This is a genomic window from Aeromonas sp. 600282 (assembly GCF_049175755.1).
In the GTDB taxonomy this organism is placed as follows: domain Bacteria; phylum Pseudomonadota; class Gammaproteobacteria; order Enterobacterales; family Aeromonadaceae; genus Aeromonas; species Aeromonas veronii_A.
The window spans coordinates 141,823-168,200 of record NZ_JAAKVR010000001.1 but is presented as its reverse complement, the minus strand read 5'-3'; the positions used below and the strand labels follow the sequence as shown (position 1 = coordinate 168,200).

The following is a 26,378-nucleotide window of genomic DNA, read 5'->3' as shown; positions in this document are numbered from 1 at the left end:
CAACGTATGAGCCAACGTATCACCATAGACCCCATCACCCGCATTGAGGGGCACCTGCGTATCGACTGCGAAATCGAAGGCGGTAAAGTGACCAAAGCCTGGTCGTCCGGCACCATGTGGCGCGGCATGGAGGAGATCGTCAAGGGCAACGACCCGCGCGATGCCTGGATGATAGTGCAGCGCATCTGCGGGGTATGTACCTCCATTCACGCCATCGCCTCGGTGCGGGCGGTGGAGAACGCCATTGGCGCCAAGGTGCCGGTCAACGCCCAGTACATCCGCAACCTCATCATCGCGGCCCACAACATCCACGATCACATCGTCCACTTCTACCAGCTCTCCGCGCTGGACTGGGTGGACATCACCGCGGCCCTTGAGGCCAATCCGCAAAAAGCGGCGGACATGCTCAAGGGGGTATCAACCTGGTCCCTCAACAGTGCCGATGAACTGACCAAGGTGCAGGACAAGATCCGCGCGCTGGTGGCGAGCGGCCAGCTCGGCATCTTTGCCAACGGTTACTGGGGTCACAAGGAGATGAAGCTGAGCCCGGAGGTAAACCTCATCGCCGTGGCCCACTACCTGCAGGCGCTGGAGTGCCAGCGCGATGCCAACCGCATTGTCGCCATCCTCGGTGGCAAGAGCCCGCACATCCAGAATCTGGCGGTGGGCGGCGTGGCCAACCCCATCAATCTGGATGCACCTAGCGTGCTCAACCTGGAGCGGCTGCTCTATGTGAAGAGCTTTATCGACCGGCTCGGCGAGTTTATCGAGCAGGTCTACAAGGTGGATGCCGCCATCATCGCCGCACACTACCCCGAGTGGCTGAACCTGGGGCAGGGTGCCAAGCACTACCTGAGCGTGCCGGAGCTGCCCACCGATGCCAACGGCGGCAGCTTCCTGATGCCGGGCGGCTATATCGAGAATGGCAATCTGGCGGGTTATCGCCCCATCGAGAGCCATCAGGATGGCTGGCTGATGGATGGCATCGCCGAGAGCAACAAGCACGCCTGGTACAAGGATGACGAGCCCCTCAAGCCGTGGGAGGGCAAGACCGAGCCCGACTACACCGGCTGGCAGGATGACGGCAAATACTCCTGGGTCAAGTCCCCCACCTTCTACGGCAAGGTGGTGGAGGTGGGGCCCCTCGCCGATTTGCTGGTGAAGCTCGCCGCCAAACACCCGGAGACGGTGGCGCACTTCGATCAGCTGAACGGCCTCTACAAAACGCTCACCGGTTCTGCCATCAAGACTGAACAGCTGCACTCGACCCTGGGCCGCATCATCGGCCGCGCGGTGCGCTGCTGTGTGCTCAAAGACACCCTGTCTCATCAGTGGAAGGCGCTGGTGGACAACATCGGCAAGGGGGACACCACCGCCTATATCAAGGCGGAGATCCCGGCGGACAAGGAGTTTCGCGGAGTGGGCTTTGAAGAGGCTCCGCGCGGCATGCTCTCCCACTGGATCGTCATCAAGGGGGGCAAGATCGAGAACTATCAGGCGGTGGTGCCATCGACCTGGAACTCGGGCCCGCGCAACTTCAATGACGAGCCCGGCCCCTACGAGCAGGCGCTGGTGGGCACCCCGGTGGCCGATCCGGCCAAACCGCTGGAGGTGGTGCGCACCATCCACTCGTTCGACCCCTGCATGTCCTGCGCGGTCCACGTGGTGGATACCCAGAATGGCGAAACGACTCAGGTGAAGGTGTTGTGATGAATACCCTGATCCTGGGCGTAGGCAACCTGCTCTTGAGCGACGAAGCCGTCGGTGTGCGCATCGTCGAGGCGCTGGGGCGTGAATACCGTTTCGCCCCCGGCATCGAGCTGCTCGATGGCGGTACCGCCGGCATGGAGTTGCTCGAAGCGATGGCCAGTCGCGATCACATCATTCTGGTGGATGCGGTGCGCAGCGGTAATCCGCCGGGCACCGTCGTGACCCTGAAGGATGAGGAGATCCCGACCCTGTTTGGTCGCAAGATATCCCCGCACCAGCTGGGGCTGGCGGACGTGCTCTCGGCGCTGCACATGACGGGGGAGTCGCCCAAGCGGCTCACCCTGATCGGGGTCGAGCCTGAATCCCTCGAACCCCGCATCGGCCTCACTCCTGTGGTGGCTGCTGCCATGGGGGAGGCGACGGATCGGATTTTGACTCTGCTGGCCGCCGTTGGCGCACCCGCCATCCCGCTCTCTGAGCAGGAGAAAGCTGAACAAGCACGGGAGGGTCTATGGCGCAGTCCCATTTAAGCGAGGCTGAGAGAGTGCTGGAGATAGTACCGGAGACGGCGCAGGAGTTTGCCGGTTTTGCTAGCGATCCCGCGCCTCTGCTGGTAGCCCAGTACGAGCGGATCGCTCGCGAAGAGATGCAGGCGTTGCCTTTCTATCACCCGGACATGCCTATAGTGGCGGAGTGCACGTTGTTTGAAGGTCAGTGGCTCGGCTGCGTGCTCACCCCCTGGATGTTGAGCGTGGTGGTGTTGCCGGGGCCGGATCAGCTTTGGCCGGTTCGCAGCAGCATCGATCGGCTCGCCCTGCAGCTCCCCTGCGGCAACATGACCTTTATGGTGGGGGAATTGCCCGAGACGGGACAGCTGCTGGCTTGCTCCCTGATGTCGCCGCTCGATCCCCATCTCGGTGCCGGGGAGGGGCGGGCGCTGGTGAGCAGCACCCTCAAGATGCTGCTCTCCTTGCCGGTGCAGCAAGGGGCTGGCGGCGTGGATCTGGGTCGCAGACGGCTATTCGGTGCCCGGCGCGGTTAACCGGCATAGTCGCTAGGTTTCACGCGAAATCAAGTTTAGAATAGGGGGCCATTTTGGCCCCTCACTCCCATGTTCAGACACGCATTTCGCCTCTTTTTTGAGTGATGATCCGTGAGTGGTACAAAACAAGAAGGATCCCCATGACTGTTTCTCGCAATTCCCTTCTCCATTACGCTAGATCCAGCGCGAGCGTCCTGTTGACTCTGCTGCTGGGCACCGCCTCTCACGCGGCGCTGGCCGCCGCCCAACCTGTGCCTGCCGAGCTCAAGCTCGCCATCGGCAGTGAGCCCACCGAGGGGTTTGACCCTCTGCTTGGCTGGAGTCACGGCAGCTACCTGCTGCTGCACAGCCCGCTGCTCAAGCAAAACGCGGACCTCAGCTGGCAGAATGTGCTCACCCAATCGGTGACCCCGAGCACGGATGGCAAGGGATGGCTCATTACCCTCAAGCCTGACCTGAAATTCTCCAACGGTGCACCGCTCACCGCCGAGGATGTGGCCTTCACCTACAACAGCGCAGCCAAGGGCGGCGGCAAGATCGACATGGGCAACTTTGTCTCGGCCAAGGTGCTCTCGCCCACCGAGGTTGCCATCACCCTGAGTGCTCCCCAGAGCACCTTCGTCAACGTGCTGGGAGCCTTGGGGATAGTGTCGAAGAAGGATTACGACGCAAAAGCATATGCCCAAAAGCCGGTCGGTGCCGGCCCTTACCGGTTGGTGAGCTTCCTGCCCGGCCAACAGCTGGTGGTGGAGGCGAACCCCTATTACGCCGGTGGCAACAATGACTTCAAACGGCTGGTCTTTGTCTTTATCGATGAAGAGAGCGCCTATGCCGCCGCCCAGAGCAGCCAGCTCGATGTGGTGCGCATCGCCCCGTCGCTGGCGCCCACCGTGCCTGCCTCCCTCAAGCTCTGGGTGCGGCCGAGCGTGGAGAACCGCGGTATCGTCTTCCCCATTCCTCCTGCGGGTAAAAAAGATGCCAAGGGTTATCCCATCGGCAACGACGTGACCTCGGATGTAGCGGTGCGCCGCGCCATCAACTACGCCATCGACCGCAAGCTGCTGGCCGATCAACTGCTGGAAGGGCACGCCATCCCCGCCTACAGCGCGGTGGAAGGCTTGCCCTGGCTAAACAAAGCCACCGCCTTCAAGGATGGCGATGCCGCCCACGCCAACGCCCTGCTCGACGAGGCGGGTTGGAAGATGGGCAGTGACGGCATTCGCCACAAGGGCAATCTGCGCGCCGCTTTTACCCTCTGGTACACCAGTGGCGACAGCACCCGCCGTGATCTGGCGGAAGCGGTGCGGGCCATGCTCAAACCCATCGGTCTTGAGGTGAGCCTCAAGTCCGGCAGCTGGGAGCAGGTGGAGCGGGAGATGCATGCCAATACGGTGCTGATGGGGTGGGGGAGTCTGGATCCCATGGAGCTCTATCACCACTACCAGAGCGGCTCAGGTGGCGTGGAGTTCTACAACCCGGGCTACTACAGCAACCCTGTGGTGGATAGCCACCTCAAGCAGGCGCTGGATGCCCCGAACTGGCAGGCGGCCGTGCCGTTCTGGCAGCAGGTGGAGTGGGATGGCAAAACGGGCGCCGGAGTGCAGGGAGATGCCGCCTGGGCATGGCTGCTCAATGTGCAGCATACCTATCTGGCCAACCGTTGCATCGATCTTGGCAAGGGGGCGCCGGAAATCCACGGTAGCTGGTCCCTGCTCAACAACCTGCAGGATTGGCGGTGGACGTGCCGTTAAGTTCGCCCTTGAGTCACTCCGGTTATCTGTTGCTAAAAGCCCTGCTGCGTCTGGCAGGGTTGTTATGTTTGGTCTCGGTCGCCACCTTTGTGCTGCTGAGTTACTCCCCCATCGACCCCATCAAGGCCTATATCGGCAACGACCTGCTCCATGTGCCGCCGGAGCAATACGCCCGCATCGCAGCCCGCTGGGGGCTGGATCAACCGCTCTGGCTGCGCTACTGGCACTGGTTTACCCAAGTGCTGCAGGGGGATCTCGGTTACTCCATGCTCTACAACGCGCCTGTGGGTGAGGTCATTGGCCAGCGTTTTGCTGCCTCCTTCCTGCTGCTGGCGGGCGCCTGGCTGCTCTCCGGCTTGTTCGGGATTTTGCTGGGCCTCTGCGCTGGTCGCTATCTCAACCGCTGGCCCGATCGCCTGATTTGCCGCTTTGCCTACCTGCTCGCCTCCCTGCCCACCTTCTGGGTCGGCCTGTTGCTGCTCGCCCTGTTTGCGGTGCACTGGCCGCTACTGCCAGTCTGCTGCGCCTGGACGCCGGGGCTTGCTGCCGATGAGGTGGACTGGGCCATGCGGCTGCGTCATCTATTGCTGCCGGTGACGACCCTGGCGCTGCTCGGGGTGGGCAACATTGCCCTGCATACCCGGGGGCGGGTGGCCGAGGTGCTGGAGAGCGACTTTATCCGCTACGCCCGCGCTCAGGGGGATGGCGGCTGGCCCATGCTGCGTTTTCACGTGCTGCGCCACGCCCTGACCCCGGCGCTCTGCCTGCAGTTTGCCTCCCTTGGCGAGCTGATTGGCGGATCGCTCTTGGCAGAAAAGGTCTTCTCCTACCCGGGGCTCGGCCAGGCCACCGTGGATGCGGGGCTCAGGGGCGATATCCCCCTGCTGATGGGAATCGTGCTCTTCTGCACCCTGCTGGTCTTTATTGGCAACACGGTGGCCAGTTTGCTGCTGGCCCGCATCAATCGGGGCTGGGAGGGTGAGCATGCTGTTTAATCCGCTTCCCTCCATACTGCGGCTGGGTTTTGCCCTGCTCGGATTGGCGCTGCTGGCCACTTACGGCTGGAGCCTATCTCATCAGGATGTGCCGATGGATCTGCTGGCGCGCCAGCAGCCTCCCTCGCTGGCCCACTGGTTCGGCACCGATCAGATGGGGCGGGATCTCTGGCTGCGGGCTTTTCAGGGCACCCTCACCAGTCTGGAACTCGGCATCAGCACGGCTCTCTGCAGTGGCCTGCTGGCCATGGTGGCGGCAAGCGTATCGCTCATTCACCCCAGATGTGATGCGGCGGTGCGAATGGTGATCGACGCCATGCTGGCGCTGCCCCATATGCTGCTGCTGATCCTTATCTGTTTTACCGTGGGGGGCGGTATGCGCGGGGTGATCCTGGCGGTGGCGCTGACCCACTGGCCCAAGTTGGCGCTGATCCTTTGCGCAGAAGCGCGGCGGATCGCCTGCAGTGACTATGTGGTGCTGGCCCGCTGTCAGGGGATGGGGGCGCTGCGTCGCTGGCGCATCCACTTGTTGCCGGGGCTGTTGCCCCAGTGGTTTATCGGCACCTTGCTGATGTTTCCCCATGCGGTGCTGCACAGCGCGGCCTTGAGCTTTCTCGGCTTTGGTCTGGCGGCCCACGAGGCCTCGCTGGGCCTGCTGCTGGCCGATGCCCTGCGTTATCTGGCCGGTGGCGGTTGGTGGCTGGCCCTCTTCCCGGGGCTGATGTTGCTGCTGTTGGTGCTGCTGTTTGATCAGGCTACCCGCGCTCTGCAACAGCTGTTGTGGCACAGGAGTGAACCATGCTGAGTTTTGATCAGGTGACCATAGAGGCGGCCCACTACTCTTGGCTGGGACGGCGCAGCTGGCAGCCATTGCTGACCGATATCAGCCTGCAACTGGCGCCGGGGGAGATAGTGGCGCTGGTGGGGGGGAGCGGCGAGGGCAAGAGCCTGCTGTTGCAAAGCGCTCTGACATTGCTGCCGGACAACCTGCGGATGCGCGGCAGCATCTCCCTTGATGGCGTGCCCCTGTGCGATGCCAGCCGGGCCCGTTTACGCGGCCACACCCTCTGCTATGTGCCGCAGGGGGTAAGCGCCCTCAATCCGCTGCTGACGGTGGAGCGCCAGCTGGGACGTGCGGCACGCCTCTGCGGCCAGAGCGGTTCTCGCGAGCGGCTCGGCGAGCAACTGCTGCGCTACCAGCTGCCCGCTGCCACTCTGGACCGCTATCCGCGTCAGCTCTCCGGGGGCATGGCCAAGCGCATTCTGGCCTGCACTGCGGCGCTCGGCGGTGCCCGCTTCATTCTGGCAGACGAGATCACTGCCTGGCTCGAAGAGGGGCTGGCCTGTCTGCTGCTCGGCCAGTTGCGTGAATTGGCCAATCAGGGCAGCGGTATCCTCTGGGTGACCCACGATCTGGCGCTGGCGGCTCGCTTTGCCGATCGCATTGTGGCGCTGCATCAGGGGCAGGTGAGCGATACCTTGAGCTGCCACCATCTGCGCCAGGGGCAGGGGAGCGAGATGCTCCGTGCCCACTGGCAGGCGCTGCCGGAGTTCAATGCGCTCTTTGCTGCTACGTCGGAGATCTCCTGATGATTGAGTTGCAGGAATGGATCGTCTGTCTGGTTGCGGGTGTTCAGTGGCAGGCACTGCCGGAATTCAACGCGATCTTCTCTGTGCCGGAGGTTTCCTGATGTTGGAAGTACGAAATCTCACTATCGCCCAGGGGGAACGCCCCCTTTGGCAGGGATTGTCGCTGACGGTGAAAGCGGGCGAACGGCTCGGTATCTCCGCCCCGAGCGGTTATGGCAAGACCACGCTGGGGCGGGTATTGGCGGGTTGGCAACCGGTTGGGGCCGGCGGGCAGATCCTGCTGGATGGGCAGCCAGTACCTGAACAGGTAAAAGGTTATAACCCCATCCAGCTGGTGCCCCAGCACCCGGAACTCACCTTCAATCCCTATCGCACCACCGGGCAGGCGTTGTGGGATGTATGGCGCCCCGATGACGCCATACTGGCCCGCTTTATGGTCAAGCCCGAATGGCTTGGCCGTAAACCCGGTCAGCTCTCCGGTGGCGAGCTGGCCCGCATCGCGTTGCTGCGCGCCCTCGATCCCCGCACCCGACTGCTGATTGCCGACGAGGTGACTGCCCAGCTGGATCCGCAAATTCAGCGCCAGCTCTGGCGGGAGTTGATGATTGAGTGCGAACAGCGCCGGCTTGGTATGGTGATCTTCAGTCACCAGCAGGCGCTGTTGCGCCAGATCTGCCATCGGGTGCTGCGCTTTGGTGAGGTGCCTGCGGAGCAGGAGGCGATGGCCCGTAGCGTGGCCTGAGGATTGGTGTTTCCCCCCTCATCCCCAGCCCTTCTCCCGCAAGGGGAGAAGGGAGTTGAAGGTGCCATCTCAATACGCTCAGGGTTTAGGGTTTGGAGAACCTTGGGGTTTGAAAATATGGCTGGTTGTTATGCTCGAAGCCTCCCTGAGGGGGTTGAGGGAGTCGTATTGTTGCAGCATATTGCCTGTATCCACGAATAGGTTCCCTTTTCCATGTTGAGACGGGAACGGAATGCGGCATCCACGAACCGGTTCCCTCTCCCTGGGGAGAGGGCCTGGGTGAGGGGACGCGAGTGTGAGGCGCTGGCCATTCGAGACAGATAGCACGGCCGACAAGGTCTACAGATAAAAGAGAGGGAGGCATCAGCCTCCCTCTCTTGCTATCCGCCGTTGGTAACGGCATTTAACCGGTTCTGGTTCAGGCTGTAGCCAGCCAGTTGAGCCAGGCATCCATCCCTTCGCCCGTGGTAGCGCTGACCTGGATCACCTGAATATAGGGGTTGACCCGTTTGGCGTTCTCGATGCAGCGGGTCACGTCAAAGCTGACGTAGGGCAGCAGATCGATCTTGTTGATCACCATCAGCTGGGCGGCGGCAAACATGTCCGGGTATTTCAGCGGCTTCTCTTCCCCCTCGGTGACGGAGAGGATCGCCACCTTGTACTTCTCACCGAGATCGAAGCTGGCGGGGCAGACCAGATTGCCCACGTTCTCGATAAAGAGGATACCCCCTTGATTGGCGGGCAGCTGGTGGCAGGCGTCGTGAACCATTTTGGCGTCCAGATGGCAGCCCTTGCCGGTGTTGATCTGCACGGCAGGGACGCCGGTGGCGCGGATGCGATCCGCATCGGCGCTGGTCTGCTGATCCCCTTCGATCACGGCGCAGGGGCGTTTTTCGGCCAGCAGGCGCAGGGTTTCGCACAGCAAAGTGGTTTTGCCTGAACCCGGACTAGAGACCAGATTGAGAACCAGCTGGTCGGCAGCTGTGAAGTGCTCGCGGTTGTGGGCGGCCAGCGCATTGTTCTTGGCCAGCACATCCATCTCAATGGCGATCAGCTGACGCTGCCCCATGCCCGGAACCGACAATCCCGCTTCCCCTTTGCCATAGTGCAGATCACCCTGCTGGTGGTCATGGTCATGGTCATGGTCATGGTCATGGTCATGGCTGTGATCATGGGGATGTGCGTGGGAATGGCCGTGGTCATGAGAGTGGGCGTGATCATGATGATGGCTGTGGGGGTGATCATTGTGGTGCTCATGGGGGTGATCATGACCCTCGTGGCTTATGGGAGCTCGCACCCCGTGGTAGTGGTGATGGACATCTCCCTGATGGTGATAGTGGTGGTGAATGATCAGGGTTCGCGGCGCACTCTGCTCGTGGTCATGATGGTGATGGGCGTCATGAGCATGATGATGGCCATGCTCATGCTCATGCTCATGCCCATGTTCATGGTGATGTTCATGTTCGTGATGATGCTCATGATCGTGCTCATGGCCGGCGATCCGCGCCTGGCCGCATCCGCATACGCTACACATATCAACTTACCTCGATGTCGGTGATGCGCAGGCTATCACCCTGCGCGACTCGTAATTTGTATCCGCCACATTCGGGACAGGCCTGCCCGCGTTCGGTGAGGGTGACCGTCTGGTTGCAGTCGTAACACCAGGCCTCTGCCGCTTGGTGCTGAAAGTGCAGTTGGGCCCCCTCGACGGCGGTGCCCTTGGCGGCCGCCTCGAAACAGAAGGCAATGGTGTCCGGGTCGACGCAGGAGAAGCTGCCGACCTCGAGCCAGAGGGCGGTCACCTTGTTAAAGCCCCGCTGGGTGGCCTGCTCGGCCGCCAGATCGATGGCGGCCATGGCCAGAGACATTTCGTGCATGGTGGCTCCTTAACCGATATGGGGAGGAGCAGTGACTCCTCCCTGTAATTGACGGAACGGCATGGCCGATCAACAGATCCGCGGCAGCAGCTCCCCTTGCGGTAGCTCCAGATAACGGCGGCTACCCCAGGGGTTGTTGAGGATCACCTTGTGACGATCGCTTGCCTGCACCACGCCGATCTGGCTGGCAGCGGGGTTGAATTGCCGCAAGATGCCCAGCGCGTCCTGTGCCTGTTCGGCAGGCAGGGCCAGCACCATGGTTCCCTCGTTGGCGAGATCATGGGGCTCGAAGCCATAGAGCTCGCACAGGCCACGCACCGGATCGCACACCGGAATGGCGGACTCCTCCAGCTCGATGGCAACGCCGGAGGCGCTGCTCCATTCGTTGAGCACGGCGGCAAGGCCACCGCGGGTGGCGTCGCGCAGGGCGTGAGGGGTAAGTCCCGCCTGCAGCAGCGCTTCTACCTGCGGCCAGAGGGTGGTGCAGTCGCTCTTGAGATCAGATCCCAGTTGCAGGGCGTCGCGGGCCATCAGGATGCAGGCGCCGTGGCTGCCGATATCCCGCGACACCAGAATGGCGTCACCGGCTTTGAGGTTGCGTACCGAGATGCCCCGGCTCTGCTCAGGCAGCGGGAAAGTGCCGACCCCGCTGGTGTTGATGAATATCTTGTCGGCGGCTCCCTTGGGCACCACCTTGGTGTCGCCGCAGACGATGCGGGCACCGCTCTTGGCAAGTTCAGCCGCCATCGACTCGACGATGCGGGCCAGATCGGCGTAGGGGAAGCCCTCCTCGATGATAAAGCTGCAACTGAGGTATTCCGGTTTGGCCCCCATCATGGCGAGATCGTTGACCGTGCCGGCGATGGCCAGCTTGCCGATATCCCCCCCCTCGAAGAAGAGCGGCGAGACGGTAAAGCTGTCGGTGGTGAAGGCGATGGGGCCGCTCACCGGCAGCAGGGCGGCATCTTCACCGCGCAGCAGGATCTCGTTGCCAAAGTGGCGAAAGAAGAGCTGGTTGATCAGCTGGTTCATCTCCACGCCGCCGCCGCCGTGGCTTAACTGAATTTCTCTCATTGGATCCCCATATATCGGTAGTAGGCATTGCAGGCCCCTTCGGAGCTGACCATGCAGCTGCCCATTGGCTGGGTCGGGGTGCAGCCCCGGCCAAAGACTTTGCACTGGTTCGGTTTGGCCAGGCCGCGCAGGATATCGGCGCACTGGCACCCCTTGTGGTCATCGATGGGTGTCTGACTGAGCGCAAAGTGACGCTCCGCATCGCGCTTGGCAAAGGCATCGCGCAGGCGCAGGGCGGAGGCGTTGATATCCCCCAGACCTCGCCAGCGAAAGTGCTCGCGGGTCTCGAAAAAGCGCTCGACCAGCCGCTGGGCGGCTTTATTGCCACTGGCGGTGACGGCGCGGCTGTATTGCACCTCCAGCGCGTAGCGACCCTCCACCTTCTGGCGCACCATCATCAAGAGCGCCTCCATCACATCCACTGGTTCGAAGCCACTCACCACCACCGGCACCTGATAGCGATCGACGATAGGCAGGTAGATATCGGCGCCGGTGATGACGCTGACGTGGGAGGGGCCGATAAAGGCGTTCACCTTGGCAACCCCGTCGGCCATCACCGCATGAATGGCGGGGGGCACCAACACATGGTTGATATGAAACAGCAGGTTCTCAATCCCCTCAGCTTCAGCCGCAGCCAGCAAGGCGGCGGTCATGGGGGTAGAGGTCTCGAAACCGATGGCGAAGAAGACCACGGTTTTGTCCGGGTTCTCACGGGCGATACGCAGGGCATCGAGGGGGTCATAGACCGGGCGGATATCGCTCCCCTTGGCCCGCTGTTGGGCCAGCGTGCCCCTGGAGCCCGGCACCCGGATCATGTCCCCAAGGGTGACCAGAATGACGTTCGGTTGGCAAGCCAGCTCGATGGCCTGATCGATGCGCTCTTTGGGCATGATGCAGACCGGGCAGCCGGGGCCGTGGACGAACTCGATGCTGGCCGGCAGCAGCTGGTGCAGGCCGTACTTCATGATGGTGTGGGTATGGCCGCCGCACACCTCCATCACCCGCAGCGGCTCGGGCAGATCTTTGGCAAGCTCGGTAATTTGGGCGGCGAGGGCGCGGATCACCTCGGGCTGGCGAAAGCCCTGAAACAGGTCATTTAAGGTCAGCATGGCAAGATATCCTGTTTGGGCATCAGGGCCACCATCTGGCGGAAGCTCTCGAGGCTGGCCTGCGCCTCCTCTTCGTCAATCTTGCTCATCACAAAGCCGATGTGGAGCAGCACATAGTCGCCAATGTTGAGAGGTTCTTCGAGCAGCATGCAGCTGACGCGCCGCTGCACCCCCAGGGTATCGACGGTGACGCAGTTATCTTCGGGGTGCAGCTGCACCACCTGAGAGGGGATGGATAGACACATGGATTTCAGGACTCCGACAAGGTGGTACAACCGGTGGTGACAGGCTGATGCGTGGCAAGATGGTGGATGGCAAACCAGAGCTGACCGGCGGCGATGCCACCGTCATTGAGCGGCAGGGTTTCGCTGGTCAATACCTGCCGACCGGCGGCTTCGAGCGCGGGCACCAGCTGATCCATCAGCACCCGGTTTTGAAAGACGCCGCCCCCCAGCGCCACCGGATAGCCGGGGAAGCGCTCGGCCAGAGCGATGACCAGAGCGCTGATGGCGCGGATAAAACCGGCGGCCAGGCTGGCGGTGGAGGTGCCTTGGCGCCGCTCGTTGATAAGGGTATTGATGAGCTCGGCCCACTCGATCTGCAGCGGCCCTTCCGCTGATTGGCTGAGATCAAAGGCAAGGGATAAGGGCTGTTCATCGGGGGCCAGCTGCAAGGCGGCCGCCTCCAGCAGGAGTCCCGCTTCGCCCTCGTAATCCGGGGTGTTGATCACCCCCAAGAGCGCCGCCACCGCATCGAACAGCCGACCGATGGAGCTGGAGTAAGGGGCGTTGCGACCCAACTGCCAGAGCTGGTGCAGGTTGCGGATCCGTTCAGCGGGCAGTTGCTTGATCAAAGGAATATCGAGGGCGCTGATCTGCTCAGGGCTGTACGATTCAAACAGCAGCCCCAGTAGCTGGCGCGCTGGCTCGCGGATGGCCGCTTCGCCGCCGATCAGCTTGAAGGGGGCAAGGTGGGCAACCCGCTCAAATCCCTGAACGTCTGCGATCAGCAGCTCGCCGCCCCAGAGGGTGCCGTCATCGCCAAGGCCGGTGCCATCGAAGGCAACACCCAGCACCGGGCCCGTGATGTTGTGCTCGGCCATCACCCCCAGCAGGTGGGCGTGATGGTGCTGCACCTCGAGGTGGGTGGCACCCTGATTCTGGCAATAGCTTCTGGCCCACTGATGGCTGAGATAGCCCGAGTGGCGATCCGAGACCAGCAGTTCGGGGTTGAGATCGTAGAGTTCGCGAAAGGTCGCCAGGGTTTGCTCGAAGTGCTCCTGCATCGGCAGGCTGAGCAGATCGCCGATATAGGGGCTGTAGATGCGCTGGCGGCCGAAGGCGAGCGCCAGCTGGTTCTTCTGCTGCGCTCCGACTGCCAGCAGTGGCGCCTTGACCGCCTCTTGCAGGCTGGGAGTGCAGGGAGCATAGCCCCGGGCGAGGCGCAACGTCTGGCGCCGCCCGCCTGCCCACTGCACCAGACTGTCGTCACACGGGTGCAGGATGGGGCGGTTGTGATCCAGGATGCCGTCAATCTCGCGGCCGAGTTCCCTGACCACCGCCTCGCACTCGATAAGGATTGGGCTGCCGCGACCATTGGCGCTGGTGGCCACCAGCGGCATGGCGCAGGCGTCCAGCAGCAGCTGATGGAGCGGGGTATAGGGGAGCATGACCCCAAGGTAGGGGATGCCGGGGGCGATCCCCTCGGCCAGCGGCGCAGTTGTCAGTTGGGATTCTGAGAGCCGATCATCGTTTTCGCGCTTGCGCAGCAAGGCGATGGGTCTGGCCTGAGAGGCGAGCAGTTGCCACTCGTCTTTGCTGCCGGTGACATGCAATTTGGCCTCGGCAAGGGAGCCCATCATCACCGCCAGTGGTTTGCGTTCGCGCCGTTTGAGCATTCGTAATCTGGCAACACTCTGTTCATTGCGGGCATCACACATCAGGTGATAGCCCCCCATCCCCTTGACCGCGATAAGCTTGCCTGCTTGCAGGGCGCTTGCAGCTTCTTGCAGGGCATCCTCGCGCTCGGCCAGCGTATCGCCATAGCCATTTCGCCAGCTGAGATGGGGCCCGCACTCGGGGCAGCTCACCGGCTGGGCGTGGTAGCGTCTGTCCAGCGGGTTTTCATAGGCCGCCGCGCAGCGCGGGCACATGGCAAAGCCCGCCATGGCGGTGTGGGGGCGGTCGTAGGGGAGGCGGCGGATGATGGTGTAGCGCGGGCCGCAGTGGGTGCAGTTGGTAAAGGGGTAGCGATGGTGGCGATCCGCGGGGTTGGCCACATCCCGGGCGCATGCCTCGCACATCCCCTGATCCGGCGAGATGGCGACCGTGGCCGCGCTCTGCTGCTGGCTCGCTTTAATTCGAAACTGGCCATGAAATTGGTCATCGAAGTCGGGATCATGAGCAAGGGGCAGTTCCCGCTCGCTGAAATGATCGATACGGCTCAGCGGCGGCGCCAATTCCCGCAGTTCGCGGGCAAAGGCGGCCAGCTGCTCAGGCGATCCTTCGGCACCTATGGTGACGCCGTTGGCATCGTTCAACACATAGCCGGCAAGGCCGTGGCGCAGCGCCAGCCCATAGACGAAGGGGCGAAAGCCGACCCCCTGAACTATGCCGTCGATATGAAATTCGCGGCGCAGCCGGTTGGCCACTGGATTGGAAGAGCCAGAGGGGGCGATGGTGGTGCTCATGCCGGCTCCATCTCATCTTGAGTCTGCGGCAAACGCAGCACCCGGCGCTCGTTCTCCTCGCGCCGTACCCAGCCATCCATCTCCATGCGCAGGCAGAACGGAATGGCGTATTTGCGCGACAAACCGGTGATCTCCTTGAGGGATGCCATGTCGATCAGATCTCCCACCTGCTGGCCCGCCAGCACTTCGGCGACCATCTGGTTGTAAAGCTCGGCGTCGTAGTAGATGGGGCCATCGAGCTGCACCAGATACTTGAGTCGCGCCAGATTGCGCAGTTGCTTTTGCAACGCGCCTTTTTGCTGCAAGCCCTGCTGCAGGGCGGCGGGCAGCTTGCGGGTGATAAAGGGATCCAGCTCCACGCCGCCGGGGCCCAGTTTACCGGGCTCGTAACCCTCCTTGCCTTGATCTCGCACCACCTTGAGCACCAGCTGTGCTTCTTCCCCCAGATCATCTTCTGACTCGCCGCTGCCTTGCTGCCACTTGTCATGGTGCAGGCGTATCAGCTGCTCGCTCTTGAGCTGCTGGAGTAGGGCCTGAGTGACCGGCAGGGCGATGCCGAAGCGGGTTGCCAGCTCGGCGGCACTCAGCGGTTCGCTGGCCAGCGTGCCGAGCAGCTGGTCGCGGCTCTGGGCCAGCCAGCAGTTATCCAGCAGCCACTCACCGAGGGGGGTGACCTGCTCGGGCCGCTGGTCAAAGCGGCTGGCCAGCACATAGCCATTGAGGCCAAGCTGCAGGGTGGCCGGGTTGTAGTGCTCGAGCTCATCAGGCAGCTCACCAAGCAGGGTGTGCAGCGCCTTGCGTCTGGCGGGATGGATGTCGCCGCACCAGACGATGCGGGCGCCGTGCAGCAATTCGCTGCTGCCGTGGCGAATGATGGCGAGCGGCTGGCCAAAGAAGCAGGGGATGGGGCTGGCAAAGATCAGCCGCGCCAGCCGGGAGTCCTTGATCGGCACGAAACGGGCCCGGCCATGCCAGCTGCCGAGGGCTACTTCGACCTCCTTGTTGTGCAGAGAGGGGCGTAGTGCCTTGCCGCTCAGGCTCTCGGCGTTGAGTCGCACGATAAGGTGGGTTGCCGCCTCGCACTGGCCAGCGGCGTTGGTAAGGCAGTGACCGCGGGCCACCTCCTTGTGGGGCACTTTTTTCAGGCCCACTGCCACCCGGCAGACGGCGCCGATCTCGTCGACGCTCTGGTGATAGGCCTGCAGGGAGCGCACCTGCACCTCCCGATCGGCGGGGTAGAGGCGCAGCTTGTCCCCCACCTTGAGGCGGCCCTGTTGCAATGTGCCGGTCAGCACGGTACCGGTGCCATTGGCGGTAAAGACCCTGTCTACATACAGTCGCGGGGCGCTCTGCTCGCGGGCAGCGTGTGAGGCAGGTAGCTCGGCAAGCTGGCGCACGATGGCGGTGTGCAGGGCAGCCATATTCTCGCCGGTTTTGGCGCTGACGCTGACGATATCGGGCACCATGCCGCTCTCGTCCATCACCCGCTCCAGCAGGCTCTCCTCCAACAGCAAAAGCTCGTCGGGGGAGACCAGATCGCACTTGTTGATGCAGACCAAGAGACGCGGCACCCCCATCGCCTTGAGCAGGCGCAGGTGATCGCCGGTCATCGGCATCCACCCCTCGTCGGCGGCGATGACCAGCAGCACCAGATCCAGACTCCAGAGCCCCGCCACCATATTGCGGATATAGCGCTCGTGGCCGGGCACGTCGATGACGCCTATGGCGTTGCCCTGACCGTCGTCGAAGTGGGCAAAGCCGAGATCCTGGGTCATGCCGATGGCCTGCTCATGGGCGCGGGCCGTAGTGATGCCGGTAAGGGCCTTGATCAGCAGGGTCTTGCCGTGATCCACGTGGCCGGCAAGACCGATAACGGCGCGATAGGGGGTCATGGGATCAGGGCTCCTCGGTCGCATTTGTTGCATTGAACGGGGCGGGCAGCAGCAACTCCCTGAGTTGGGCGATCAACAGCTCCATCTCGGTCGGCAGCAGGGTCGCCATATTGAGCAGCACCTTCTGCTGGCGCACGGTGGCGATGACAGGGACGGGGAGTTCGCGCAGGGCGTCGAGCAGCTGCTGGGCCGGGCGCGGGTCGGTGCATTCGAGCGCAGGGGCCGGGTAGAACTCGTCCGGCAATGTGCCGCCGCCCACCACCAGCTGGGCGGGAACCGGCACAAAGGAGCCGGGCAGGGCGGCCATCAGCTGATCTGCGCGGGCCTGCATGGCGGCAGGGTTGCTCAAGGTGCGCTGGGCAATACCCTCGCCGATGGGAGATTTGTTGAGCTTGTGGATGAGCAGCCGTTCGAGCAGGGAGTAGACGATGCGGCTCGGGCGGAAGGTACGCATCATGGGGTGTTTTTCCAGCCGCTTGATAAGGTCGCTGCGGCCACTGATGATGCCCGATTGCGGCCCCCCCAAGAGCTTGTCGCCTGAGTAGCAGACCAGATCCGCCCCCGCCTTGATGTACTGGCGCACCGAGGTTTCATCTGGCGCAAACTCTTCGGTGGTCAAGCCGGAGCCCTGATCCACCGCCAGCACTACATGTTCGGGCAGGGCGCGGGCCACCTCGCCGATATCGGGGGATTCGGTAAAGCCGCGAATGGCGAAATTGGATCTGTGCACCATCAGCACCAGCGCGGTCTGATCGGTGATGGCATCGAGGTAATCTTTGGCGGTGGTGATATTGGTGGTGCCCACCTCCACCAGTTTGGCGCCGGAGAGGGCCAGAATGTCGGGAATGCGAAAGCCGCCGCCAATCTGGATCTGTTCGCCGCGGGAGACGATCACCTCGCGCCCCTTGGCCACCTCCTGTAGCAGCAAAAAGAGCGAAGCGGCGTTGTTGTTGACCACCAGCGAATCCTCGGCCTGGGTGAGGCAACGGAGCAGGGGGGCGATCAGCCCCTTGCGCCCGCCGCGCTTGCCGGTGGCGAGATCCAGCTCCAGATTGTTGTAGCCGGTGTTTAGATCCCGCACCTCGTCCCACAGATCGGCACTTAACGGCGAACGCCCCAAATTGGTATGCACCAGGGTGCCGGTTGCGTTGATCACCCGGGTTTGACGCTGGCGCAACTGCTGTTGGCAGCGTTTGGCAATCAGCGCCTCGATCTGCTCGGGGGCGACGCCATGCTGGCGAAAATCTTCGCTCTGGCGCAGCTCGCTCAGGGTGTCGCGCACCGCCTGAGTCACCAGCGGGCGGCTCAGCGCCTCGATAAACCCGACGAGAAAAGGTTGTTGCAGCAGCTGTTCCACTTGCGGCAAGCGGCGCGTTTGTTGCTGGCCGGGCTGTTGCTGAGAATCTGGCTGTGAATCGTCGGCAGCCGTACCTGATGCGGGCTGGCGATGGGGGATGGCTGGCGCGTGAGACGAGTTCGGCATGGGATTACCAGTGCAGTGCGTGGGTTCGGGATGCGCACCGGTTTGCCGATAGAGAGGCCGAGCTGACGGGTTATGGCACTGCTGGCGATTTGCGGATGATTGCAAACTGGGGGCATCAATGAGCGGGTATAAATTAATGCTGCATCGATGCTGATAAATTAATTTTTGGCCAGCGAGATAACCTGAGTTCGGATTATATTGGCAAGCGGCAAGCACCTTTTTTAAGGTATTACTTCAAACATATTGAACAAACAATGGAAATAACATTCAGGCCGAAAAATTCAGCGGGAGAGTATTTGTTCAATAGATAAATTTGGCGGAAGAGGCAGGAATCGAACCTGCCAAAGCCTTCTCGGCTCACATCGGTTTTGAAGACCGAGGAGGCCACCAGACCCCATCAACTTCCGTAACGGTCGCCATTTTGTGGCAAATTTCTGTGACTGGCAACGCTTTTTTTGTCATAAAAAATCGAGAGTTAGCGATTTTTTGAAAAAATAAAAGAACCTTGTTTTATATCAAGTTCAGCACAATTAGCCCGATGTTTTTAATTTAACATCGGGCCTCGATCACATTGCCGAAATCGTCGGTCAATAACGGTCGTTAACAACTCGATAAATAATCACCGCTTGGCGTTGGCAATATTCCACTGATCCAGTTTATCTATTAACAGACCGGTATCCCTGGCGGCATCAAGATGCTGATAAAGATAATCCATCGCTTCACTCACCATCTCGGTCATCGGGAAAGAGAACGCCACGATGGCCGGTTGTACCCCGACAAAGATCACCTCGGGGACAAAGGTCTTGAGCTCGTCGATCAAAAAATTGAGCGGCATATTGTGGGTTGAGAAGATAAACATCTCGGCGATGGTCTCGGGGGGGATCACCTGCAGGGTACCCGCCTTCTCGCCCATCTCGGCGGCATCCACCAGCACCACTCGCTCCGGTTGCAGCTCCCGCACCTTGTAGACCACATTTTCCGGCGCGATGCCGCCGTCGATATGGATCCAGCCGGGCAGGGGGGCGGCTTGCAGCTTGTCGGCGAGATAGGGGCCGGCACCGTCGTCCCCCATCATGGCATTGCCCACGGTCAACACGAGATTGCAGCCCATCAGCGGCTCCTTACCATTAGGTACATATGGGGGTCGTTAAAGAGGGCGGTGAGCTGATCCATAAAGGTATTGGTCCAGCCCAGCTCCTGCTCATCGAGCAGATTGTCGGCTTTGCGCAGTCGGTCGAAGGCGCAGGCCAGCATATGGCAGTGCTCGCGATAGATGGTGATCTCGCCAAAGGTGAGAAACCCCTCCATCTTGCAGCGCGCTTCGCTCCCCTCTGGCAGCTTGGCTACCCAGTCGCGATAACCGGTCAGCGAGCAGACCAGGTCTGCTCGCAGGCAATCGACGATGCCGAGGTGATGGCCGATGGCGAGGCTGTAGTACATCACCTCCTTTGCCTCTTCCGGCACGTCGAACTGCTCGTCGACGAACTTGCGCGAGAGGCGATAGAAGAAAACCTCGTCAGCCATGCACCGCCTCTCCCTTGCCGGCCGCCCGGTTGAGGCAGGCATTTGCGAGGTTGTTGACGATCTCCGAGAGGCGCGGATCGTCGTGCTGATCGAGGTAGCTCTGGATGCGCAGATCCACATCCTGCTGGGTCGCCCCTTCGAGCAGGGCCATAAACTCGTCGGCGATGATCCGCCCCTGCCGGTAACCGGCCATGCGGCGCGCTTCGCGCTCGATCATCACCCGGATTTCATTGGGGATGCCGGTGTGGCGCAGTTCGACCCGTTCACCCGGTTGCACCTCGTGGCTGGTGGCTTTGAGTTTTTGCTCAAGCAGGCCGAGCGCCACCGCAAAGCCATAGATGGTAGCCGCCGGTGTGGGGGGGCAGCCCGGGATATAGACATCTACCGGCACGATCTTGTCGGTGCCGCCCCAGACGCAGTAGAGGTCGTGGAAGATGCCGCCGTCACAGCCGCAGGCGCCGTAGGCGATGCAGATCTTGGGATCGGGCGCCGCCTCGTAGGCGCGCAGGGCCGGAACCCGCATCGCCCGGGTCACCGCGCCGGTAAAGAGCAGGATGTCGGCGTGGCGGGGGGAGGCGACCACCTTGATGCCGAAACGCTCGGCATCAAACAGTGGGGTGATGGTGGCGAAGATCTCGATCTCGCAGGCGTTGCAGCCGCCGCAATCGACCCGGTAGACATAGGCCGAGCGGCGAATGTCCTTGAGCAGGGTCTTCTTGAGTTTGGTGATCTCGGGATCCTGTGCCAGCGGCACGGCGCGGGTATGGGCATGGCCGACAACCGGTTCTATGCCTTTGATCTTGCTCATCACATCCACTCCTTTTGTGCGGCCATCGGTGTGGCTATCGGTGTGATCAGGGCCGAGTCAGGCTGGCTCAGCATGCTCTGTTTTCGTTTGCAGTCGGGGCAGTGGTGCAGCCGCTCCGGGGTGGCCAGCGGCGTGCCCGCCTGCTTGAGAGTGTCCTCCACCAGCGCCACCAGCTTGCTCGGGGCAAAGTAGGTGCCGCACAGGGTGCAGGGGGCCAGCGCGAAGCGGGCCTCCTCATAGAGATCCGCCTTGTTGGTCACCGCCAGTTCGAACTCGGGGGAGAGGGCGATGGCGCGGGTCGGGCAGACCTCTTCGCAGCGGCCGCAGAAGATGCAGCGCGCCATGGAGATCTCCCAGCGCCGTTCGCCGGTCTCCATGTCCACTTCCATCACCAGCGCATTGGCCGGGCAGGCCTTGGTGCAGGCGGCGCAAGCGATGCACTGATCCGCCTGATATTTCGGTTTGCCGCGAAAATCCCGGTTCACATCAATAGGGGCGAAGGGGTACTTGGCGGTCGGGGTGCCAGCCTTGAGAATGGTCTTGAACAGCTTGATCATGATGACCCCTTATTTCAGCGGAGAGTGTTTGCGATCGATGCCGTAGCGCTCGATCTCCTTGTAGGAGACCACGGTGGATTTGCCCTTCTTGGGGTCGACCAGGGTGACCCGGTCGGTACAGGAGTAGCAGGGATCCAGACTGCCGATGATGAGCGGCGCGTCCGCCACGGTATTGCCGCGCAGCATGTAGCGCAGGGCGGGCCAGTTGGCGTAGGTGGCGGCGCGGCAGCGCCAGCGGAACAGCTTCTGGTTATCTCCCGTCATGCTCCAGTGGACGTTCTCGCCGCGGGGCGCTTCGGTAAAGCCCAGCGCAAACTTGCCCGGCTGGTAGGTGAACCCTTCGGTCAAAAGCGGCCCTTCCGGCAGGTGCTCCAGGCCAAACTCAATCATGTCGAGGGAGTCGTAGAGCTCGTGGATGCGCACCAGTACCCGGGATTGCACATCGCAACCCGCCTTGGTCTGGATCTCCATCGGCAGCTCGCGGTAACCGGCAAAGTCGTGGACCCGGCGCACATCGCGCTTGAAGCCGCTCGCCCGCACCATGGGGCCAACGCAGCTGAAATCGCGGGCAATCTGCGGGTCTAGCTTGCCGATACCGATGAGGCGGGAGGAGATGTTGGCGGTATCCAGCAGCATGGCCACCAGGGGTTTGAGCTCATCGCGGAGTTCGCGCACCAGCTGGGCACCCTTGATGCGATCTTCCTTGAAGATGTCGCGGCGTACCCCGCCAATCAGGTTGAGACCGTAGGTCTTGCGCGCGCCGGTCAGCAGCTCGGCCAGGGTCATGGATTTTTCCCGTACCCGGAAGAACTGCATGAAGCCGGTGTCGAAACCGGTGAAGTGGCTCGACAGGCCGATGTTGAGGATATGGCTGTGCAGGCGCTCCACCTCCAGCAGCACGGCGCGGATCATCTTGGCCCGCTCCGGCACCGGAATACCCATGGCGTTCTCCACCGAGGTGGTGTAGGCGACGCTGTGGGTAAAGCCGCAGATGCCGCAGACCCGATCGGTCAGGAAGGCCACTTCGTTGTAGCCCATGCGGGTTTCTGCCAGTTTTTCCATGCCGCGATGGACATAGAAGAGGCGGTAGTCGGCATCGATGATGTCTTCCCCATCGACGAACAGACGAAAGTGGCCCGGTTCATCCGAGGTGATGTGCAGCGGGCCGACCGGCACGATGCGGTTGGCATCACTGCCGAGCTCATTGACGAAGGGGTAGGTCTCGGTGTCGGTGGTGGGCATCGGGCGCTGGCGATAATCCATGGCGTCCTTGCGCAGGGGGTGGATATCCTCCGGCCAGTCGTCCGGCAGCACCAGACGGCGCTCATCCGGCAGACCGATGGCGCGCAGGCCATACATGTCGCGGATCTCCCGCTCGCCCCACACCGCCGCCGGAATGGTCGGGGTGATGGAGGGGTACTCCTGGGTATCGGCATCCACCAGCACCTTGACGGTGATCCAGCACTTGGTGTCGCCCTCCATGGAGAAGACGTGGTAGACGGCGAAGTGGCCGTTTAGGCTGCGCTCGTCATTGGCAAAGGAGAGCGGAAGCCAGCCCCCCAGCTGATGGAAGATCAGGCTGGCGGTCTCGACCAGACTGGTGGGTTTGACGGTAATGGTGGCCTGATCGGCGGTTTGCCACTCCTCGTCGATGATGGCGTGGGGCAGTTGTGCTCGCACCTGCTGGATGTAGTCGCAGCCGATGCGATCCGAAATGGCGATGGTCATGCAGTTCTCACTTTAATGTTCGGGAATGAGCATTCACAAATGATGAAATCGGAAAAAGTTGCTGTGCTGGCGGGCATGATTCAGATCCCGACCAGATAGGCGAGCAGCGCCAGCAGGGCCAGCCCCAAGCCGTAGCGGGTGAGCTTGTGGGTGCGCACGAACTGGGTACGGGCCATGGCGTTTTCGATGATGCCGGCCAGCAAAAAGGCCACCAGCAGCTTGCAGGCGAGGATCAGCGCCGCGCCGATGAGCGCAGGCAGACTCCAGTTGGCCGCCTTGCCGAAGGGGAGGAAAATCACCAGAAAGAGCTGCACCACTACCAGCTGCTTGAGGCCGATGGAGAGCTTGAGCAAGGCCAGGCCCGCACCGGAGTACTCGGTAAGCGGCCCCTCCTGCAACTCCTGCTCGGCTTCGGCGCAGTCAAAGGGCAGCTTGCCCATCTCGACAAACACCGCGAAGGCGCAGGCGGCACCCGCCAAGAGGGTAGCGATGGGGGCGGCCAGTGGCTGGGTCGCCACATAGCTGCTGATATTGCCCAGATCCGAGCTGCCCACCATCATCGCCATGATGAAGCAGGCGAGCACCAGAATGGGCTCCACCAGAATGCCGAGGGTCAGCTCGCGGCGGGCACCGATCCCTGCAAACATGCTGCCGCTGTCGAGCCCCGAGAGGGAGAAGAAGAAGCGGAAGATGGCGAACAGATAGATATCGGTGATGAGATCCCCGGCGATGGGGAAGGGGGACTCGTGAGTCAGGGTCGGCAGCGCCATCCCCACCAGCAAGAGGGCGGCGATGAGCAGCGCAGGCATCAGGTTGAAGATGATGCCGGCAGGCTCGGGGGTCACCTCCTGACGGCGCAGGAGCTTGGCGATATCCCGGTAATCCTGCAGCAGGCCCGGCCCCTGACGGGAGTGCATCTTGGCCCGCAGCACCCGGTTGAAACCGGTGGCGAGCGGCGCCAGCGCCAGCATGGCGATGGCCTGGGTCAGGGCGAGGGCAACCATGCCCCAGCTCGGCATTTCAAGAACAGGCATATCAGACTCCTACAGCCATCAGGATAAAGAGCGCCAGCACAATGGCGTGCAGCAGCCAGCCGGTCATTCCGCTGGTATCGCTCACCCCGTGCAGGGCGGTGGCCAGATCGAGCTGCGGCTGCTTGCGATAGAGCGGCGCGCAGAGTTGGCGCAAGGTGTGGGTGACACCGCCAGAGGTGAGGCTCATGCGCTCCTCATAGGCGTAACCACAGGCCCACGGGGTGCCGGCGTGACGACGACCGAGCTTGGGGCCCTTGAAGATGGCCAGTACCAGCAACGGGATGAGGAACAGACCCAGCAAGGTGATGGCGATAACGGGCGGGGAGAGGATCGCCTGGCTGCTATCGAGTGGCAGCAGGGTGGCGCCGGTGGCGACACTCATCTGGCTGGCAACGAGTGCCTGACCATAGCTGGCGATATGGGGGGCAATCCAGGGGGCGCCCAGACCCAGCACCAGACAGACCGCAGCTAGCAGCAGGGTGCCTGCCACCATGGCCCCCGGTACTTCGCGGGCGTGGCTCGCGTGTTCGCTGCGCGGTGCACCGCAGAAGCAGATGCCATACACCTTGACGAAACACATCACCGCCATGGCGCCGGTCACCGCCAGCATCACTACCGCGAGCGGCGCAACGACAGAGGTGCCGAGTTTGGTCATGGAGAGCAGGGATTGGTAGATAAACCACTCGCTGACAAAGCCGTTGAGCGGCGGCAGCGCCGAGATGGCCATGGCGCCGATGAGGAACGCCAGCGCAGTCCAGGGCATCAGCTTGGCCAGCCCCCCCATCTTGTCCATGTCACGGGTGTGCAGGCGGAACATCACAGAGCCGGTACCCATAAAGAGCAGGCTCTTGAAGATTGCGTGGTTGAGCAGGTGATAGAGGGCGCCGAGCAGCCCCAGCACCACCAGCGCCGGCTGCTGGTTGGCGATGCCGATCATGCCGATCCCCATCCCCATCAGAATGATGCCGATGTTCTCCACCGTGTGGTAGGCGAGCAGCCGCTTGAGGTCGTGCTCGGCCAGCGCAAACAGCACCCCGAGCACTGCCGAGCAGGCACCGAAGATCAGCACCACATAGCCCCACCAGAGCTGGCTGGCGCCGAGAAAATCGATGCTGACCCGCAAGATGCCAAAGAGACCCAGCTTTACCATCACGCCGGACATCAGCGCCGAGATATGGGAGGGGGCAACGGGCTCGGCCACCGGCAGCCAGCCGTGCAGCGGCACGAAACCGGCGCGCAGGCCAAAGCCGCAGAAGCTGAGCAGAAACACCAGGGATGCCAGGGCGCCCGCCAGATGGTGCTCGCGCAGCGCGGCGAACTCCAGCGAGCCGCTTTCGCGGCAGAGCAGCCAGAAGGCGATCAGCACCAGAGCCATGCCGATATGGTTCATCACCAGATAGAGGCGGCTCTGTTTGGCGGCCTCGGGGTTGGTCTTGACCAGCCAGTAGGTGGTGAGGGTCACCAGCTCGTAGCAGAGCAAGAAACCGAGCGCATTGTCGGCCAGTACCATGCCCACCATGGCAAAGAGGAAGAGGTTCATCAGCGCGCCGATGGCCACATCCCCCTTGCCCTGATATTCGCGGATATAGGCAAAGGAGTAGAGGGCGACGGCGACGCCGACGGTGCTAATCACCAGCAGCATCAGCGCGGCCAGCATGTCGAGGTGCACCGAGCCCAGCAGCCAGAGCTGGCCGTCGACGGGGGTGCCTTGGGCAAAGATCTGGATGGCGGCGACCAGACCCGCGAGTGAGCCCAACAGGGCAAAGCCGCTGTTGAGACGGTTGGCCAGTGCGGGCAGCTTTTGCAGCAGCAAACCGGCGGCAGCGCCCAGCAAAAAGAGCAGGAGCGTGGCCATTACAAGGGGGGACAACATCAGCGAGCTCCCTTTGTGGTGGATAAATCGGAGGCAGGGATCGCCGTGGCAGGCGCCGAGAAGGCAGAGGCCCCTTGCGGGTTGGTGTCGGCCGCTTGCTGGCGACGGATACGGGCAGCGCGTTCGGTGTCGCCGTCATTGACCAGCTTCAGTGCCTGGGAGGGGCAGGCACCGACACAGGCCGGGCCGTCGGCGCGAAACTCGCACAGGTCGCACTTGACCGCGATGCTGCGCACCCCCGGCTCCCAGCTCAGCAGATCCTCGCCAAAGCAGCGCAGGCCGGCAGAGGTGGAGGGGTTGCTGGAGCGGATGGAGCAGGGGATATAGGTGTCGTAACTGGTGGCCACGGCCACCGGACGGCTGCCACCGCTCTGGATGGCACCAAAGGGGCAGGCCACGGCGCAGAGATTGCAGCCGATGCAGAGCGACTCGTTGAGTTGCACGCAATCGCCGGTCTGGCGAATGGCCTCGACCGGGCACACCTTGATGCAGGGGGCATCGTCACAGTGACGGCACTGAACCGGCATGGTCGCCTGCTCGTGTCGCATAACGGTTAAACGGGGGGCTTGCTGCAAACCTTGCGCCTTGTGTACTTCACTGCAGGCCGCCATACAGGTGCCACAGCCGATACAAAGCTTGGGGTCAGCGATAACGAAGCGGTTCATAGCCTACCTTGTCGTGTCGCGAACGGAGAAAGTAGGGGCAGGTTGGCAAGATACGGGCCAGAATGGTTCTTGCAGAGAAATTGGTTTTAAGTGGCTGTTTTTAAATGAATAAAAATCTTGATGTGGTTGGGGCGAAGCGCTGATACGGCTGTCGAACTGTGACGTTCGTCACTTGTGACGAAGCCATCGGGAGGGTTCGTCACCTTGGAAAACGCAGCATAAGCAGGGTGCAAAG

25 protein-coding genes and 1 tRNA gene are annotated in these 26,378 nt (G+C 62.3%); 9 read left to right on the top strand and 17 right to left on the bottom strand.

Annotated features, from left to right (window positions below):
• The first annotated feature begins 6 nt into the window (after positions 1–6).
• The 8 genes from hybC to G5137_RS00770 all read left to right on the top strand — a co-directional run bounded on the left by hybC (position 7) and on the right by G5137_RS00770 (position 7,830).
• On the top strand, positions 7–1,710 hold the full coding sequence (hybC, locus tag G5137_RS00805; protein WP_421254872.1) for a hydrogenase 2 large subunit: 1,704 nt from the start codon (positions 7–9) through the stop codon (positions 1,708–1,710).
• Entirely contained in the window at positions 1,710–2,240 is a 531-nt protein-coding gene (locus G5137_RS00800; protein WP_407958744.1) for a HyaD/HybD family hydrogenase maturation endopeptidase, read from the top strand. Before hybC ends, G5137_RS00800 begins: the two co-directional genes overlap by 1 nt.
• The gene (hybE, locus tag G5137_RS00795) at positions 2,222–2,752 is read left to right on the top strand and encodes a hydrogenase-2 assembly chaperone (protein ID WP_421208419.1); all 531 of its coding nucleotides are present in this window, start codon (positions 2,222–2,224) and stop codon (positions 2,750–2,752) included. The genes G5137_RS00800 and hybE overlap by 19 nt, the downstream gene beginning before the upstream one ends.
• 140 nt (positions 2,753–2,892) lie before the next feature.
• Positions 2,893–4,503 (top strand): ABC transporter substrate-binding protein, encoded by a 1,611-nt coding sequence (locus G5137_RS00790; protein ID WP_421254751.1) that lies wholly within the window; start codon positions 2,893–2,895, stop codon positions 4,501–4,503.
• The gene (locus G5137_RS00785; RefSeq protein ID WP_421254750.1) at positions 4,488–5,498 is read left to right on the top strand and encodes an ABC transporter permease; all 1,011 of its coding nucleotides are present in this window, start codon (positions 4,488–4,490) and stop codon (positions 5,496–5,498) included. Before G5137_RS00790 ends, G5137_RS00785 begins: the two co-directional genes overlap by 16 nt.
• Positions 5,488–6,303 (top strand): ABC transporter permease, encoded by an 816-nt coding sequence (locus G5137_RS00780; RefSeq protein WP_005360181.1) that lies wholly within the window; start codon positions 5,488–5,490, stop codon positions 6,301–6,303. Before G5137_RS00785 ends, G5137_RS00780 begins: the two co-directional genes overlap by 11 nt.
• Positions 6,297–7,088 carry an ATP-binding cassette domain-containing protein gene (locus G5137_RS00775; protein WP_421254749.1) on the top strand — a complete coding sequence of 264 codons (792 nt, stop codon included), beginning with the start codon at positions 6,297–6,299 and terminating at the stop codon, positions 7,086–7,088. The genes G5137_RS00780 and G5137_RS00775 overlap by 7 nt, the downstream gene beginning before the upstream one ends.
• Positions 7,089–7,188: 100 nt before the next feature.
• A complete protein-coding gene (locus G5137_RS00770; protein WP_227340652.1) occupies positions 7,189–7,830 on the top strand; it encodes an ATP-binding cassette domain-containing protein in 642 nt (213 codons plus the stop codon).
• A gap of 418 nt (positions 7,831–8,248) precedes the next feature.
• On the opposite strand, the gene hypB is transcribed toward G5137_RS00770, so the two are convergent.
• A complete protein-coding gene (hypB, locus tag G5137_RS00765; RefSeq protein WP_421254871.1) occupies positions 8,249–9,115 on the bottom strand; it encodes a hydrogenase nickel incorporation protein HypB in 867 nt (288 codons plus the stop codon).
• On the opposite strand from hypB, the gene G5137_RS00760 reads away from it, so the two are divergent.
• Complete coding sequence (locus tag G5137_RS00760; RefSeq protein WP_421254748.1) at positions 9,002–9,388, top strand: hypothetical protein; 387 nt, start codon at positions 9,002–9,004, stop codon at positions 9,386–9,388. The genes hypB and G5137_RS00760 overlap by 114 nt on opposite strands.
• Here the strand turns inward: G5137_RS00760 and hypA are convergent.
• From hypA to G5137_RS00680, 16 genes are all read right to left on the bottom strand, one after another.
• Complete coding sequence (gene hypA / locus G5137_RS00755; RefSeq protein WP_005301911.1) at positions 9,366–9,707, bottom strand: hydrogenase maturation nickel metallochaperone HypA; 342 nt, start codon at positions 9,705–9,707, stop codon at positions 9,366–9,368. The genes G5137_RS00760 and hypA overlap by 23 nt on opposite strands.
• 69 nt (positions 9,708–9,776) lie before the next feature.
• On the bottom strand, positions 9,777–10,781 hold the full coding sequence (gene hypE / locus G5137_RS00750; RefSeq protein WP_043170816.1) for a hydrogenase expression/formation protein HypE: 1,005 nt from the start codon (positions 10,779–10,781) through the stop codon (positions 9,777–9,779).
• On the bottom strand, positions 10,778–11,890 hold the full coding sequence (hypD, locus tag G5137_RS00745; RefSeq protein ID WP_421254747.1) for a hydrogenase formation protein HypD: 1,113 nt from the start codon (positions 11,888–11,890) through the stop codon (positions 10,778–10,780). The genes hypE and hypD overlap by 4 nt, the downstream gene beginning before the upstream one ends.
• On the bottom strand, positions 11,884–12,135 hold the full coding sequence (locus G5137_RS00740; RefSeq protein ID WP_043819819.1) for a HypC/HybG/HupF family hydrogenase formation chaperone: 252 nt from the start codon (positions 12,133–12,135) through the stop codon (positions 11,884–11,886). The genes hypD and G5137_RS00740 overlap by 7 nt, the downstream gene beginning before the upstream one ends.
• A 5-nt stretch (positions 12,136–12,140) precedes the next feature.
• On the bottom strand, positions 12,141–14,579 hold the full coding sequence (gene hypF, locus G5137_RS00735; RefSeq protein ID WP_421254746.1) for a carbamoyltransferase HypF: 2,439 nt from the start codon (positions 14,577–14,579) through the stop codon (positions 12,141–12,143).
• Positions 14,576–16,471 (bottom strand): selenocysteine-specific translation elongation factor, encoded by a 1,896-nt coding sequence (gene selB / locus G5137_RS00730; protein WP_421254745.1) that lies wholly within the window; start codon positions 16,469–16,471, stop codon positions 14,576–14,578. Before selB ends, hypF begins: the two co-directional genes overlap by 4 nt.
• Before the next feature lie 4 nt (positions 16,472–16,475).
• Positions 16,476–17,954 carry an L-seryl-tRNA(Sec) selenium transferase gene (selA, locus tag G5137_RS00725; RefSeq protein WP_421254744.1) on the bottom strand — a complete coding sequence of 493 codons (1,479 nt, stop codon included), beginning with the start codon at positions 17,952–17,954 and terminating at the stop codon, positions 16,476–16,478.
• A gap of 314 nt (positions 17,955–18,268) precedes the next feature.
• Positions 18,269–18,360 (bottom strand) — tRNA-Sec (locus G5137_RS00720).
• 213 nt (positions 18,361–18,573) lie between these two features.
• Positions 18,574–19,065, bottom strand: a complete 492-nt coding sequence (gene hycI / locus G5137_RS00715) for a hydrogenase maturation peptidase HycI (protein WP_201942033.1) — start codon at positions 19,063–19,065, stop codon at positions 18,574–18,576.
• Positions 19,065–19,478: a formate hydrogenlyase maturation HycH family protein gene (locus G5137_RS00710; protein WP_201942036.1), complete on the bottom strand. Its 414-nt coding sequence runs from the start codon at positions 19,476–19,478 to the stop codon at positions 19,065–19,067. The genes hycI and G5137_RS00710 overlap by 1 nt, the downstream gene beginning before the upstream one ends.
• Entirely contained in the window at positions 19,471–20,286 is an 816-nt protein-coding gene (locus tag G5137_RS00705; RefSeq protein ID WP_005333324.1) for an NADH-quinone oxidoreductase subunit B family protein, read from the bottom strand. The genes G5137_RS00710 and G5137_RS00705 overlap by 8 nt, the downstream gene beginning before the upstream one ends.
• Positions 20,286–20,843, bottom strand: a complete 558-nt coding sequence (locus tag G5137_RS00700; protein ID WP_005351513.1) for a formate hydrogenlyase complex iron-sulfur subunit — start codon at positions 20,841–20,843, stop codon at positions 20,286–20,288. The genes G5137_RS00705 and G5137_RS00700 overlap by 1 nt, the downstream gene beginning before the upstream one ends.
• A gap of 9 nt (positions 20,844–20,852) precedes the next feature.
• Positions 20,853–22,571: an NADH-quinone oxidoreductase subunit C gene (locus G5137_RS00695; RefSeq protein WP_421254743.1), complete on the bottom strand. Its 1,719-nt coding sequence runs from the start codon at positions 22,569–22,571 to the stop codon at positions 20,853–20,855.
• 80 nt (positions 22,572–22,651) lie between these two features.
• Complete coding sequence (locus G5137_RS00690; RefSeq protein WP_005345231.1) at positions 22,652–23,605, bottom strand: respiratory chain complex I subunit 1 family protein; 954 nt, start codon at positions 23,603–23,605, stop codon at positions 22,652–22,654.
• Position 23,606: 1 nt separating this feature from the next.
• Entirely contained in the window at positions 23,607–25,478 is a 1,872-nt protein-coding gene (hyfB, locus tag G5137_RS00685; protein ID WP_421254742.1) for a hydrogenase 4 subunit B, read from the bottom strand.
• Positions 25,478–26,143, bottom strand: a complete 666-nt coding sequence (locus G5137_RS00680) for a 4Fe-4S dicluster domain-containing protein (protein ID WP_421254741.1) — start codon at positions 26,141–26,143, stop codon at positions 25,478–25,480. The genes hyfB and G5137_RS00680 overlap by 1 nt, the downstream gene beginning before the upstream one ends.
• Positions 26,144–26,378: the final 235 nt, after the last annotated feature.